Here is a 12,671-nt window from a genome sequence, read left to right as displayed (position 1 = left end):
CCCCGAAGAGGCGATGGCGACGCCTCGTGTCAGACGTGCGTCATTACTGCAGTAAGTTACTGTTATTAATGTGAAGCGGGATCCCTACGGCAACTTCCTGACGACGAGCGACAACGCCGCGGCGGCATACCGTCGTGGCCTGTGCGACGTGCTCCGCCTGCGGGCGGGGGCCATCGACCACCTGGCGGAGTCCATCGCCCACGATCCGACCTTCGCGCTCGGCCATGCGGCCCTCGCGCTGCTCGGCCACGAGATGTGCGCGCCCATCGACGTCCCGGCCCGCATGGAGGCCGCCGCCCTGCACGCCCATCGGGCGAGTGACCGCGAGCGCAGCCACGTCCACGCCGTCGGCGCCCACCTAACGGGAGACTCCCGCCCGTTGGTCGCCCACCTCGCGGCGTACCCCCTCGACGCGCTGCTGCTCTCCACCGCCGTGCCGACGATCGCCTTCGCCGGCGTCACCGAGGTCCCCGAGGAGGCATGGGCGATCGTGGAGCGATGTCGGCCGGCCTACGGCGACGACTGGTGGTTCTCCGGTCTACTGGCGTTCGTCCGCCAGGAGCAGCACCGCTACGACGAGGCGATGGAGCTCGCGGTGTCCTCGCTGGCGATCGAGCCCGGTGCCGGTCACTCGGCGCATGCACGGGCGCACGCGCACTACGAGACCGGCGACCACGCGGCCGGCCTGGCCTGGATGCACGCCTGGGTGACCGGCGACGGTGCCGCGACCGACTCCCTGTCCCACTTCTCCTGGCACGCGGCCCTCCATGAGCTCTCGCTCGGTGACCTCGACGCGGTACGGCGTCGCTACGAGACCCAGCTCCAGCCCGGGAACGCGCTCGGGTGTCGAGCGCTCGTCGACTCCGGATCGCTGCTCTTCCGATGGGCTCTCACGCCTGGCGCCGCCGACGTGCCGCCGATCTCCGAGGTCGTCGGCGTGACCGGGCGGGACACGATGGAGCGCCCCGCGACGCCGTTCCTGGCGATGCACGTCGCGGTGGCCCACCTCGGCAGTGGCGACGCCGGGGCCCTGGACCGCCTCGCCCTGTGGGCGGCTCGCCACGAGCATGCGACGCAGCGGGAGGTCGTCGCGCCGCTGGCCCGAGCGCTCGCGCTGATGGTGACGGGCCGCTGCGGCGAGGCCGCGACCGCGCTCGCGACGCTGTCTGGGCAGGTACGCCGGCTCGGCGGCTCCGACGCCCAGCGGGAGATCATCGAGGAGGCCCAGATCGCCGCCCTGCTCCGAGCGGACCGGTGGGACGAGGCCCGCACGCTGCTCGACCACCGGCTCGACCGCCGCCGGTCGCCCCGGGACGAGGCTTGGCGGGTCGCGACGTCACCCGTCCGCCGCCGACGCAGCGTCATGCCGATCGTGGAAGCGGTTGCTCCGTCCGCATGACGTCCGGCGACTACGCGACCGTGATCTCGCCGTTGGCGACGCTGATCTCGACCTTCGGCAGTGGCTGGCGAGCCGGACCGCCCTCGACGGAGCCGTCGGTGATCGAGAACCTGCTGAAGTGGCAGTTGCAGTCGATCGCCTTGTCCCGCACCTCGGCGAGCTGGCAGCCCTGATGGGTGCACGTGGCGCTGAAACCCTTGAAGGTGCCGGCCTCCGGCTGCGTGACGACGATGTTCAGGTCGCCGTAGATCTTGCCGCCGCCGACGGGCACGTCGGAGGTCGGACCGACGGCGGTGCCGGCGGCCGGCCCACTGGGCGACGACCCCGAGCCGGATCCTGTGCCTGCGCTGCCCGCCCCGCCACCGCAGGCGGCGAGCACGGGAAGGGTGACGGTCAGCCCGGCAGCGCCCGTCAGCGCGGAGCGGCGGGTCAGCTTGTCGGCCATGTCAGCTCGCCTTCCGCGCCCGACGGCGAGTCGCCTTGGGCGCAGACCCCGCTCGTCCGTTGAGCAGCGGGCGGAGGAACTGCCCCGTGTGCGAGCCGGGGTGAGCGGCCACATCCTCCGGCGTGCCCTCGACGACCACCGTGCCCCCCTTGTTGCCACCCTCCGGACCCATGTCGATGATCCAGTCGGCCGTCTTGATCACGTCGAGGTTGTGCTCGATGACGAGGACGGTGTTGCCCTTGTCGACCAGGCTGGAGAGCACGCCGAGGAGCTTGCGGATGTCCTCGAAGTGCAGACCGGTGGTCGGCTCGTCCAGCACATACACCGTGCGGCCGGTCGAGCGCTTCTGCAGCTCACTGGCGAGCTTGACGCGCTGCGCCTCGCCGCCGGACAGCGTCGTCGCCGGCTGGCCCAGCCGGACATAGCCCAGTCCCACCTCGAGGAGGGTGTTGAGGTGGCGGGCGATCGCGGGGACCGCCGCGAAGAAGTCGACGGCCTCCTCGATCGGCATGTCGAGCACCTCGCCGATGTTCTTGCCCTTGTAGTGGACCTCGAGCGTCTCGCGGTTGTAGCGCTGCCCGTGGCACACCTCGCACGGGACGTAGACGTCGGGCAGGAAGTTCATCTCGATCTTGATCGTGCCGTCACCGGCGCAGGCTTCGCAGCGGCCGCCCTTGACGTTGAACGAGAAGCGACCCTGCTGGTAGCCGCGCATCTTCGCCTCGGGCGTCGAGGCGAACAGCTTGCGGATGTGGTCGAACACGCCCGTGTAGGTCGCCGGGTTGGACCGCGGCGTCCGGCCGATCGGGCTCTGGTCGACGTGGATGACCTTGTCGACGTGCTCGAGCCCGGTGATCGTCCGGTGCCGGCCCGGGATGGTGCGGGCGCCGTAGATCTGCTTGGCCAGCGAGGTGTAGAGGATGTCGTTGACCAGCGTCGACTTGCCGGACCCCGACACACCGGTCACCGCGAGGAAGACGCCCAGCGGGAACGCGACGTCGATGCCCTTCAGGTTGTTCTCCTTCGCGCCGCGCACGGTGAGCTCGCGTCCCTTGGTCGTCGGACGACGCACGGCGGGCACCGGGATCTCGCGCTTCCCCGCGAGGAACTGGCCGGTCAGGGACGAGGCGTTCTCATAGAGCTCCTTCACCGTGCCGCTGTGCACCACGTGGCCGCCGTGCTCGCCGGCGCCGGGGCCGATGTCGACCACCCAGTCGGCGACGCGGATCGTGTCCTCGTCGTGCTCGACGACGATGAGGGTGTTGCCGAGCTCCTTGAGCCTGACGAGGGTCTCGATCAGCTTGGCGTTGTCCCGCTGGTGCAGGCCGATCGACGGCTCGTCGAGGACGTAGAGCACGCCCACGAGGCCCGCGCCGATCTGGGTGGCCAGCCGAATGCGCTGGGCCTCGCCACCCGAGAGGGAGCCGGAGGGGCGGTCGAGGGAGAGGTAGTCCAGCCCGACGTCGAGGAGGAACTGGAGGCGCTCCTGGATCTCCTTGAGCACGCGTGCGGCGATCTGCCGCTCACGGCCACTGAGCTCGACCGAGCGCAGGTAGTCCGAGGCGGCGTCGATCGGGAGGGCACAGACCTCGGCGATGTTCTTGCCGCCATGCTCCTTCGGGCCGAGCGTGACGGCCATCGACACGGGCTTGAGCCGGCTGCCGCCACAGGTCGGGCACGGGACCTCCCGCATGAAGCCCTCGAAGCGCTCCCTGCTGGTGTCGGACTCCGCCTCGCGATGGCGGCGCTCGACGTAGGACCGGACGCCTTCGAACTCCGCGTCGTAGGCCCGCTGCCGCCCGTAGCGGTTCGTCGTGACCACGTGGACCTTGCGCACGTGCCCGTCGAGGATGGTCCTCTGCGCCTTGGCCGGCAGGTCCTCCCACGGCGTGTTGAGGTCGAAGCCGACCTCCTTGCCGAGAGCTCCGAGCAGCCGCAGGAAGTAGTCGGAGATGTGCGCATGGCTCCAGGGCTGGATCGCGCCCTCCCCCAGGGTCGCCTGAGGGTTGGGGATGACGAGCTCGGGGTCGACCTCCATCCGCGTGCCCAGACCGTGACAGGCAGGACAGGCGCCGAACGGCGAGTTGAACGAGAACGACCGCGGCTCGAGGTCGTCGGTGTCGATGACGTGGTCGTTGGGGCACGACATCTTCTCGGAGAACTTCAGTTCAGTGCCGTCGTCCACGAAGTCGATGAGGACGAGACCACCGGCCAGCTCCAGCGCCGTCTCGACGGAGTCGGTGAGGCGCCGCTTCGAGGACGTCTTGACCTGGAGACGGTCGATGACCACCTCGATCGTGTGCTTCTTCTGCTTGTCGAGCTTGGGCGGGGTGTCCAGGGTGTGCGTCTCGCCGTCGACGCGTGCGCGCGAGTAGCCCTGGCTCTGCAGCTGGGAGAACAGATCGACGTACTCCCCCTTGCGGCCCCGGATGACCGGCGCGAGCACCTGGAAGCGCTTGCCCTCCTCGAGCGCCAGGATCCTGTCGACGATCTGCTGGGGCGTCTGCCGCTCGATGGGCGCACCGCAGGTCGGGCAGTGCGGCCGACCGGCACGCGCGTAGAGCAGGCGGAGGTAGTCGTAGACCTCGGTGATCGTGCCGACGGTCGACCGCGGGTTCTTGGACGTCGACTTCTGGTCGATGGAGACGGCCGGGCTGAGACCCTCGATGAAGTCGACGTCGGGCTTGTCCATCTGGCCGAGGAACTGACGCGCATAGGCCGACAGCGACTCGACGTAGCGACGCTGACCCTCGGCGAAGATCGTGTCGAAGGCGAGGCTCGACTTGCCCGAGCCTGACAGGCCGGTGAAGACGATCAGCGCATCCCGTGGGAGGTCGAGGGAGACGTCCTTGAGGTTGTGCTCCCGGGCGCCCCGGATGATCAGCTGGTCGGCCACTGTTGCTGTTGCCTCTTCCTCGATCTGGTCGACCCGCAGACCCCGAGTCGAACAAGTGTTCGTGATGCTACCAGGCGGGTCCGACAGTCCCGGTCTCCGCGAAGTGGCACGATGCTCTCCGTGAGCCACCCCACTCCGACTGCGGACCTGGTCCGCACTGCCTCCCAGCGTCTGGTGCGCACCGTTGATTCCCTGGCGCCCGAGGCGTGGGCACGGCCCAGTCTGCTCCCCGGATGGCAAGTCGCGCACGTCGTCGCGCATGTGGCGCTCAACGCCGAGGCTCTCGCCGGTGTCATCGTCGGCTCGGTGGAGCGTCGCCCGGTGACGATGTATGCGTCGTTGGAGGCGCGCGACGAGGACATCGGACGGCTCGCCGACGCGGACCCCGCTGAGCTGCGCGACCGGCTGATGGCGTCGGTGACGAGGTTCGACGCCGCGCTCACGACCCTGCCCGACGAGCTCGGCGGCACCATGATCGAGCGCACGCCCGGCTCCGTGCGCCGCTTCCCGCTCGGGGCTGTCGCCTCCATGCGTCTGCGCGAGGTCGAGATCCACCACGCGGACCTGCACCAGGACTACTGCCCGGCCGACTGGCCCGAGGCGTTCACGCGCATGCTGCTCGACCATGAGTCCAAGCACCACGCCGGGACCGGCTTCCGCGTCGTGGCGACGGACCTGGATGGCTCGTGGGACTTCGGCACACCCGGGCCGACGGTCACGGGGCTCGGGCACGAGCTCGCCTGGTGGGCCACTGGGCGGGCGCCATATCCGGGGTCGGACGGACCCACCAGTGACGACGGCGTGCTGCCGGGAATCGAGGCGATGTGACATACACAGGCGTGGTCCGCCCTGGCGGCCTGTACGACGGACGCGACCTGCTCCACCTGACGATCCACAAGGTGGCGGTCGACCCGAAGATGTCGAACAACTGCTATTTGCTGCGGTGTCGGCACACCGGGGCGCAGGTGCTGATCGATGCGGCTGCCGAGTCCGAGCGGCTGCTCCCGTGGATCGGCGCGGCCGGCCTCGACGCCGTCGTGACCACCCACCAGCACTGGGACCACCACCGTGCACTCGCCGACGTCGTCGCCGCCACCGGCGCCCAGACGATCGCGGGCGAGCCGGACGCCGCCGCGATCACCGAGCAGACCGGGGTGGCGATCACCCGGACGGTCGGTCAGGGCGACCGCGTCAGCGTCGGCGACTCCGAGCTCGAGGTGATCGCGGTGCGCGGCCACACACCGGGCTCGATCTGCCTGCTCTACGACGACCCGGCCGGCCCGCCGCACCTGTTCACGGGCGACTCGCTCTTCCCCGGCGGGGTGGGCAACACGCGCGGCGACGCGGGCGCGTTCGAGCAGCTGATCAACGACGTCGAGGAGCGCATCTTCCAGCGGCTGCCCGACGAGACGTGGTTCTATCCGGGGCACGGCAACGACTCCACCCTCGGCGCGGAGCGACCGCACCTGGCGGAGTGGCGCGAACGCGGCTGGTGACCGCCGGCTCCGTGGCCGTCAAGCGCCTCCGCGGACCGGCTCACTACGCTTCGGCGCATGGAGAGGGCGCTGATCATCGGCGAGGCACTCGTCGACATCGTCCACGCTGGCGGCGTGGTCACCGAGCACCCGGGCGGCAGCCCGGCCAACGTCGCGGTCGCGCTGAGCAGACTGGGGCGCGCGACGACACTGCTGACCGAGTACGCCGACGACCGGCTCGGTGCCCTCATCGACGCCCATCTGCGCCGGGAGGGTCTCGAGGTCGTGCGCCAGGAGCCGCAGTCGGGGCGCACGTCGAAGGCGGACGCGCGCCTCGGCCCGCACGGCGCTGCCGACTACGACTTCGACCTGGCCTGGAGCGTCCGGCCGTGGCGGCCAGACCGTGAGCCGCTCGTCGTGCACACCGGCTCCCTCGGCGCGGTGCTGTCCCCCGGCGCCGCGAGCGTGCTCCTGCTGCTCGACGCGCTCCGCAGCGACGCGACGGTGACCTACGACCTCAACATCCGAGCCGGCGCGATGGGACCTCTGGACGGCATACGCACGGCGGCTCTCGCCGTCGTCGGGCGGGCCGACGTGGTGAAGGCATCGGACGAGGACCTGGCGGACCTCTTCCCCGAGCTCGACACGCGGGACGCGGCGGAGCTGCTCCTCGCGCACGGCCCGGCAGCGGTCGTCGTCACCCGAGGCGGTCAGGGAGCCACGGCGGTCACCAGACAAGGCAGCGTCGACGTCGAGGCGCCCCCGGTGAGGGTGGCCGACACGATCGGGGCAGGTGACTCGTTCTGCGCCGCCGTCATCGACGAGCTGTGGGAGCTCGGCGTGCTGGGTGGTGAGGCCCGCGACGCCCTCCGAGGGCTCGGCGAGGAGGGCTGGCGCAGGGTCCTCGAGCACGCGACGGCCGCCGCGGCGATCACCGTCACACGGCCCGGTGCCGATCCGCCGCGCCGAGGTGAACTGCCGTAGGGTCAGGCGTGTGATCGAGCTCCGCACCCCCACGCAGATCGAGCAGATGCGGCCGGCCGGCCGCTTCGTCGCCGACGTCCTGACCGCCCTGCAGGAGAGGGCGGCTGTGGGTGTGAACCTGCTCGAGCTCGACGAGCTCGCTCACCAGATGATCAAGGACCGGGGCGCCGAGTCGTGCTACATCGACTACCACCCGAGCTTCGGCGCGATGCCCTTCGGCAAGGTGCTCTGCACGAGCGTCAACGACGCGGTGCTGCACGGACTTCCCTACGACTACGCGCTGCAGGACGGCGACCTCCTCAGCGTCGACTTCGCGGCGAGCGTGGACGGCTGGGTCGCGGACTCGGCGCTGAGCGTCGCCGTCGGCACTCCTCGGCAAGAGGACCTCGACCTCATCGAGACGACGACGCGTGCGCTGGAGGCCGGCATCGCGGCGGCTCGTCCCGGCAACCGGATCGGCGACATCTCCTCGGCCATCGCGGGGGTCGCCCACGCTGAGGGGCTGAGGATCAACACGCAGTTCGGCGGCCACGGCGTCGGCCGGACCATGCACGGCGACCCGCACATCCCCAACGACGGCCGTGAAGGACGCGGCTTCAAGCTGCAGCCCGGGCTGGTCATCGCCATCGAGCCGTGGTTCCTGCACACCACCGACGAGATCTACACCGACGCCGACGGCTGGACGCTGCGCAGCGCCGACGGCTCGCGCGGAGCCCACATGGAGCACACCGTCGCCGTCACGGCGGACGGTCCCCTGGTGCTCACCGCCCGCGGCTAGGTCGTTCCTCCGGTTCGGCGGCGGCCGCCACCTCGTCCGCGGCGACAGACTCGTCCTCGTGGACGTACTTGCCGCCCGCGATCCAGGAGGCAGCGGCGCCGAGCACGCACATGAGGGCTGCGGTCCCGAAGACCACGACGAGGCCCCGGTGGAACGGCTCCGACATCAGCTCGGGGAAGAACCGCTTGCCGGTGAGCGTCGCCAGGTCGGGCGTGCCGAGCGGCACCCCGGCGACGGAGAGCTGGTCGAGGATGGTCTGGATCGGGTTGAACCCGAGGAACGAGGCGAACAGCGACGCGACGGGCGGCATTCCGCCGGCGGCCTCCGCGGCCCGGGCCGACACGCCGTGCTGCTGCAGTCCCCCGGTCAGCGTGGTCGGCAGTTGTGCGGCCAGCCCCGCGATCATCAGTGAGAAGAACACGCCGATCGACAAGGACGCGCCCGAGTTGAAGAAGGTGCCCCGCATGCCGGAGGCGGCGCCGCGCTGGTCGGCGGGGACCGAGTTCATGATCGCCGCGACGTTGGGCGCTGCGAACAGCCCCGACGCGAGGCCGTTGACCAGCAGGAGAGCCCCGAAGGTCCAGTACGGGAAGTCGACCGGGACCACGAGGAAGCCCACGAACGTCAGCGCGACCAGCAGCATCCCGCCCGTGGCGAAGAGGCGAGCGCCGAAGCGGTCGGACAAGACCCCGGAGAGGGGTCCGGCGACCAGGAAGCCCACGGTCAGCGGCAGGAGGTAGACGCCGGCCCACAGGGGCGTCGACTCGAATGAGTAGCCGTGCAGCGGCAGCCAGATCCCCTGCAGCCAGATGATCAGCATGAACTGCATGCCGCCGCGCGCCACCGACGAGAACAGGCCGGCGAGGTTGCCCGCCCAGAAGGGCCGGATCCGGAACAGGCTCATCGCGAACATCGGATCGGCCACGCGCGTCTCGATCCAGCAGAAGAGGCCCAGGACCGCCACCCCGCCGATGAGACCCGCCAGGATCCACGGGTTGGTCCAGCCCATCGTGTGGTCGCCGTACGGCTGGATGCCGTAGGTGATCGCGACCAGGATGGCCGTCAGGCCCGTGGCGAAGGTGAGGTTGCCGGGGATGTCGAGGCTCCCCTGACGGCGTACGCCGGTCTCGTGGAGCGAGCGGTAGGACCAGATCGTGCCGAGGACGCCGATCGGCACCGAGACCCAGAAGACGAGGCGCCAGTCGACCTCGGACAGCACTCCACCGACGATGAGGCCGATGAAGGAGCCTGCCACCGCCGCAACGTTGTTGATCCCGAGCGCCATCCCCCGCTCGCGTGCCGGGAAGGCGTCGGTGAGGATCGCCGCGGAGTTGGCGAAGAGCATGGACCCTCCGACACCCTGGATGATCCGTCCGACGATCAGCCACATCGCTCCGGATCCCCCGTGCAGCGGGTCCAGCGACAGGAAGATCGAGGCGAGGGAGAAGACGACGAAGCCGAGGTTGTAGATCCTGACCCGGCCGAACATGTCGCCGAGCCGGCCGAGCACGACCACCAGGACCGCGGACACGACCAGGAAGCCCATGATCATCCACAGCAGGTAGCTGACGTTGCCCGCCTCGAGGGGATCGAGCCGGATGCCCTTGAAGATCGCCGGCAGCGAGATGATGACGATGGAGCTGTTGATCGTCGAGATCAGGATGCCGAGCGTCGTGTTGGACAGCGCCACCCACTTGTAGTGCGGATGGTCCGCGGCGACACGCTGACGAGGCGAGGGGGCGGGCACGACGACCACGATAGTTAGCATTGCTAAGCAATGGACGGTGGGATCGCCCCTCGAACGGCGCCGGGTCCCTAGGCTGCCCGCATGCACGTCTACACGGAGGCCATCGACCGGATGGCGCGCGCCCTCGCCGACCTCTGCCTCGACCGGCTCGCCATGCAGGCGCCCCTCGACGAGACGCTCACCCCCGAGCAGCTGATGGAGCGCGCCGGACAGACCGTGACGGACGCGGGCATCGGCCAGGACGAGGCGCTGCGACTGTGGGAGCACGTCCTGGCGCCGGCCTGCCTCTCGATCGACCATCCGCGCTACCTCTCGTTCATCCCGGGAGCACCGAGCAAGGCGGCGGCCGCGTTCGACATGCTCGTGGGCGCGTCCAGCGTGTACGCCGGCAGCTGGCTCGAGGGCTCCGGCGCGGTCTTCGCCGAGAACCAGGCGCTGCGGTGGATCGCCGACCTCGCCGGCCTCCCCGCAGAGGCGGGCGGCGTGTTCGTGCAGGGCGGCACGATCGGGAACCTGTCCGCCCTGGTGGCGGCTCGCGCCGCGGTGCAGCACCGGCGCGGATCCCGGCCGCAGCGGTGGGCCGTCGTGCTCACCGACGAGACGCACTCCTCGGTCAAGCACGCACTGGAGTCGGTGATGGACGTCGACGTCGTGCTCATCCCGGGCGACGAGCGGGGCCGGCTGACCTCCGGGGCGATCCGCGACTGGCTGGCGACCGCGTCGGACGTCCAGCGCGACTCGATCTTCGCCGTCGTCGCGACCGCGGGCAGCACCAACCTCGGGGTCGTCGACGACCTGGCCGGCATCGCGGACGTGGCCGCGGAGCAGGGCTGGTGGTTCCACGTCGACGGCGCGTACGGCGGCGCCGGGCTCGCGGCGCACTCGGTGCGTCGCCTCTACGACGGCATCGAGCGGGCGGACTCGTTCATCGTCGACCCCCACAAGTGGCTCTTCGCGCCGTTCGACTGCTGTGCCCTGCTCTACCGCGACCCGGTGTTGGCCCGTGCCGCCCACACCCAGAAGGCCGGCTACCTGGACCCGGTGACCGTGGAGGGCGAGTGGAACCCGAGCGACTTCGCCATCCAGCTCACCCGGCGCGCCCGCGGACTGCCCTTCTGGTTCTCCCTCGCCGTTCACGGCACGCAGGCGTACGCCGACGCCGTGGAGCGGACGCTGTTCGTCACTCGGTCGGGCCGGGCGCTCATCGAGGCGGCCGACCACGTCCGGCTCCTGGTCGAGCCCGACCTGTCGGTGCTGATCTTCGAGCGCGTCGGCTGGGGCGACGCGGACTATGCGACGTGGAGCAGGAGGCTCCTCGACGAGGGTCACGCCTTCGTGACGCCGACCCGCCACCACGGCAAGGTCTGCACCCGCTTCGCGGTCGTGAACCCGCTCACCAGCGTGGACGACTTGGCAGGGATCCTCGAGTCGATGCGCTGAGCAACCCCGCAGCCTCGCCCCGGACGCGACGTTGAGACACTGGCTGCATGAGCGACAGTGCCCGCGACCTCGCCAGGCGTCAGGCCGACGTCCTCGAGTTCGAGCGCTCGTGGTGGTCGCATGCCGGCGCGAAGGACGAGGCGATCCGGGAGCGGTTCGGCGTGAGCGCCGGCGACTACTACCGTGCGCTCGCCGAGATCATCGACGACCCCGACGCCGTCGCACATGACCCGCTGCTCGTGCGGCGGCTGCGCCGCCAGCGCGTCACCCGGCGACGGACCAGGTCCGCTCGCCGGCTCGGCGACCTCAACGGCTGACCCCACCCGCCCTAGCCCGTTCGGACTAGTCCCACCACCCGTCCGGACTATCTTCGCGAGAGTTCGCCGGTTTTCGTGGAGGGCGCGGAATCCGGCCGGTAGAGTCCCCTTCACTGAGCCGCTGGTGACCCGAGACGCCAGCGGTTCAGTGCATTTCCGCGGCCGATCTCCGGGGCCGCCGGTCAGCCCTCCTCGGTGGCCAGGTCCTCGTCGTGCGTGCCGGGCCGCGGCGCCCAGGGGAGCTCCTTCGCAGGCCGGACCACGACGAGCCGGTCCCCGCGCGCGAGCTGCGTGACGACCGGGTCGAAGTAGCGGAACACGCGCTCGTCGCGGACGACGGCGATCACCTGGTCCGGGAGCTGCTGCGGCTGCTTGCCGACTTCCCCGACGAGCAGGTCGCGCTCAGCCACCTCGAGCCCCTCGCCGTAGGTCAGCAGGTCCTCCATCACCGACCCGAGCGTCGGCGAGAGCGACGAGAGGCCGAGCAGGCGTCCGACCGCGTCGGAGGACGTGATGACGGAGTTGGCGCCCGACTGCTTCATGAGCGGGGCGTTCTCCTGCTCCCGGGCAGCGGTGACGATCCACGCGTCGGGGTTGAGCTGGCGGACCGTGAGCGTGGTGAGCACGTTCGTGTCGTCGCGGTCGGTGGTGATGATGACCTGGTCGGCCGTCGCGATGCCGGCGCGGTTGAGCACGTCGCGGCGCGTGGCGGTGCCGGTCACGACCGCGAGCCCGTCGGCATGAGCGTCCTCGAGCGCCGCCTTGCTCGGGTCGACGACGACGATGGCGTCGCGCTCGAGGCCGTTGTTGAGCAGCGTGCCGACGGCACTGCGTCCCTTGGTGCCGTAGCCGACGACGACGACGTGATGGGCCATCTTCTTCCTCCAGCGGGCGACCCGCATCTGCTCCCGGCCGCGGCTGGCCAGCACCTCGATGGTGGTGCCGATCAAGAGGGCGAGGAAGGCGATCCGGGCGGGGGTGATGACGAACGCGTTGATGAGCCGCGCATGGTCGGACGTCGGCGCGATGTCGCCGTAGCCCGTCGTGCTGAGCGTGACCGTCGTGTAGTAGATCGCATCGATCAGACTCAGGCCGCCGTCGTTGGCGTCGCGGTAGGACGCATGGTCGATGTAGACGATCAGCACGACGCCGACGAGGATCAGCAGCGCGAACAGCATCCGGCGGGTCAG

11 protein-coding genes are annotated in these 12,671 nt (G+C 70.4%); 7 read left to right on the top strand and 4 right to left on the bottom strand.

Annotation, left to right across the window (positions count from 1 at the left end; genetic code table 11):
* Positions 1-70: 70 nt before the first annotated feature.
* Positions 71-1,399 (top strand): tetratricopeptide repeat protein, encoded by a 1,329-nt coding sequence (locus tag ACYQ1K_RS17440; RefSeq protein ID WP_459984392.1) that lies wholly within the window; start codon positions 71-73, stop codon positions 1,397-1,399.
* Positions 1,400-1,409: 10 nt separating this feature from the next.
* On the opposite strand, the gene ACYQ1K_RS17435 is transcribed toward ACYQ1K_RS17440, so the two are convergent.
* Both ACYQ1K_RS17435 and uvrA read right to left on the bottom strand, forming a co-directional pair.
* The gene (locus ACYQ1K_RS17435; protein WP_459984391.1) at positions 1,410-1,844 is read right to left on the bottom strand and encodes a Rieske (2Fe-2S) protein; all 435 of its coding nucleotides are present in this window, start codon (positions 1,842-1,844) and stop codon (positions 1,410-1,412) included.
* Position 1,845: 1 nt separating this feature from the next.
* On the bottom strand, positions 1,846-4,740 hold the full coding sequence (gene uvrA / locus ACYQ1K_RS17430) for an excinuclease ABC subunit UvrA (protein ID WP_459984390.1): 2,895 nt from the start codon (positions 4,738-4,740) through the stop codon (positions 1,846-1,848).
* A gap of 120 nt (positions 4,741-4,860) precedes the next feature.
* Here uvrA and ACYQ1K_RS17425 point away from each other — a divergent pair, with 120 nt between their 5' ends.
* From ACYQ1K_RS17425 to map, 4 genes are read left to right on the top strand one after another with little or no spacing between them, the layout of a single operon-like run.
* On the top strand, positions 4,861-5,568 hold the full coding sequence (locus ACYQ1K_RS17425) for a maleylpyruvate isomerase family mycothiol-dependent enzyme (protein ID WP_459984389.1): 708 nt from the start codon (positions 4,861-4,863) through the stop codon (positions 5,566-5,568).
* Positions 5,565-6,236 carry an MBL fold metallo-hydrolase gene (locus ACYQ1K_RS17420; RefSeq protein ID WP_459984388.1) on the top strand — a complete coding sequence of 224 codons (672 nt, stop codon included), beginning with the start codon at positions 5,565-5,567 and terminating at the stop codon, positions 6,234-6,236. Before ACYQ1K_RS17425 ends, ACYQ1K_RS17420 begins: the two co-directional genes overlap by 4 nt.
* Positions 6,237-6,293: 57 nt before the next feature.
* Positions 6,294-7,199, top strand: coding sequence for a PfkB family carbohydrate kinase (locus ACYQ1K_RS17415; protein WP_459984387.1), 906 nt, complete (start codon positions 6,294-6,296; stop codon positions 7,197-7,199).
* Positions 7,200-7,209: 10 nt separating this feature from the next.
* Positions 7,210-7,977, top strand: coding sequence for a type I methionyl aminopeptidase (gene map / locus ACYQ1K_RS17410; RefSeq protein ID WP_459984386.1), 768 nt, complete (start codon positions 7,210-7,212; stop codon positions 7,975-7,977).
* Here map and ACYQ1K_RS17405 read toward each other — a convergent pair.
* Entirely contained in the window at positions 7,961-9,724 is a 1,764-nt protein-coding gene (locus ACYQ1K_RS17405; protein WP_459984385.1) for an MFS transporter, read from the bottom strand. The two genes, map and ACYQ1K_RS17405, sit on opposite strands and share 17 nt — an antisense overlap.
* A gap of 81 nt (positions 9,725-9,805) precedes the next feature.
* On the opposite strand from ACYQ1K_RS17405, the gene ACYQ1K_RS17400 reads away from it, so the two are divergent.
* Together ACYQ1K_RS17400 and ACYQ1K_RS17395 are read left to right on the top strand one after the other, a co-directional pair.
* Positions 9,806-11,164 (top strand): pyridoxal phosphate-dependent decarboxylase family protein, encoded by a 1,359-nt coding sequence (locus tag ACYQ1K_RS17400; protein WP_459984384.1) that lies wholly within the window; start codon positions 9,806-9,808, stop codon positions 11,162-11,164.
* 47 nt (positions 11,165-11,211) lie between these two features.
* Positions 11,212-11,481, top strand: coding sequence for a DUF3263 domain-containing protein (locus ACYQ1K_RS17395; protein WP_459984383.1), 270 nt, complete (start codon positions 11,212-11,214; stop codon positions 11,479-11,481).
* Between the two features lie 182 nt (positions 11,482-11,663).
* On the opposite strand, the gene ACYQ1K_RS17390 is transcribed toward ACYQ1K_RS17395, so the two are convergent.
* On the bottom strand, positions 11,664-12,659 hold the full coding sequence (locus tag ACYQ1K_RS17390) for a potassium channel family protein (protein WP_459984483.1): 996 nt from the start codon (positions 12,657-12,659) through the stop codon (positions 11,664-11,666).
* Between the last annotated feature and the right edge of the window lie 12 nt (positions 12,660-12,671).

This window comes from Nocardioides sp. AN3 (assembly GCF_054653495.1).
This window is presented reverse-complemented; position numbering and strand designations above follow the sequence as displayed.

Bases quoted from the DNA above. Each gene is read 5' to 3' on its own strand.
- ACYQ1K_RS17435 (WP_459984391.1), bottom strand. From the start codon at position 1,844: ATGGCCGACAAGCTGACCCGCCGCTCCGCGCTGACGGGCGCTGCCGGG.
- ACYQ1K_RS17415 (WP_459984387.1), top strand. From the start codon at position 6,294: ATGGAGAGGGCGCTGATCATCGGCGAGGCACTCGTCGACATCGTCCAC.
- ACYQ1K_RS17400 (WP_459984384.1), top strand. From the start codon at position 9,806: ATGCACGTCTACACGGAGGCCATCGACCGGATGGCGCGCGCCCTCGCC.
- ACYQ1K_RS17395 (WP_459984383.1), top strand. From the start codon at position 11,212: ATGAGCGACAGTGCCCGCGACCTCGCCAGGCGTCAGGCCGACGTCCTC.
- ACYQ1K_RS17390 (WP_459984483.1), bottom strand. From the start codon at position 12,659: ATGCTGTTCGCGCTGCTGATCCTCGTCGGCGTCGTGCTGATCGTCTAC.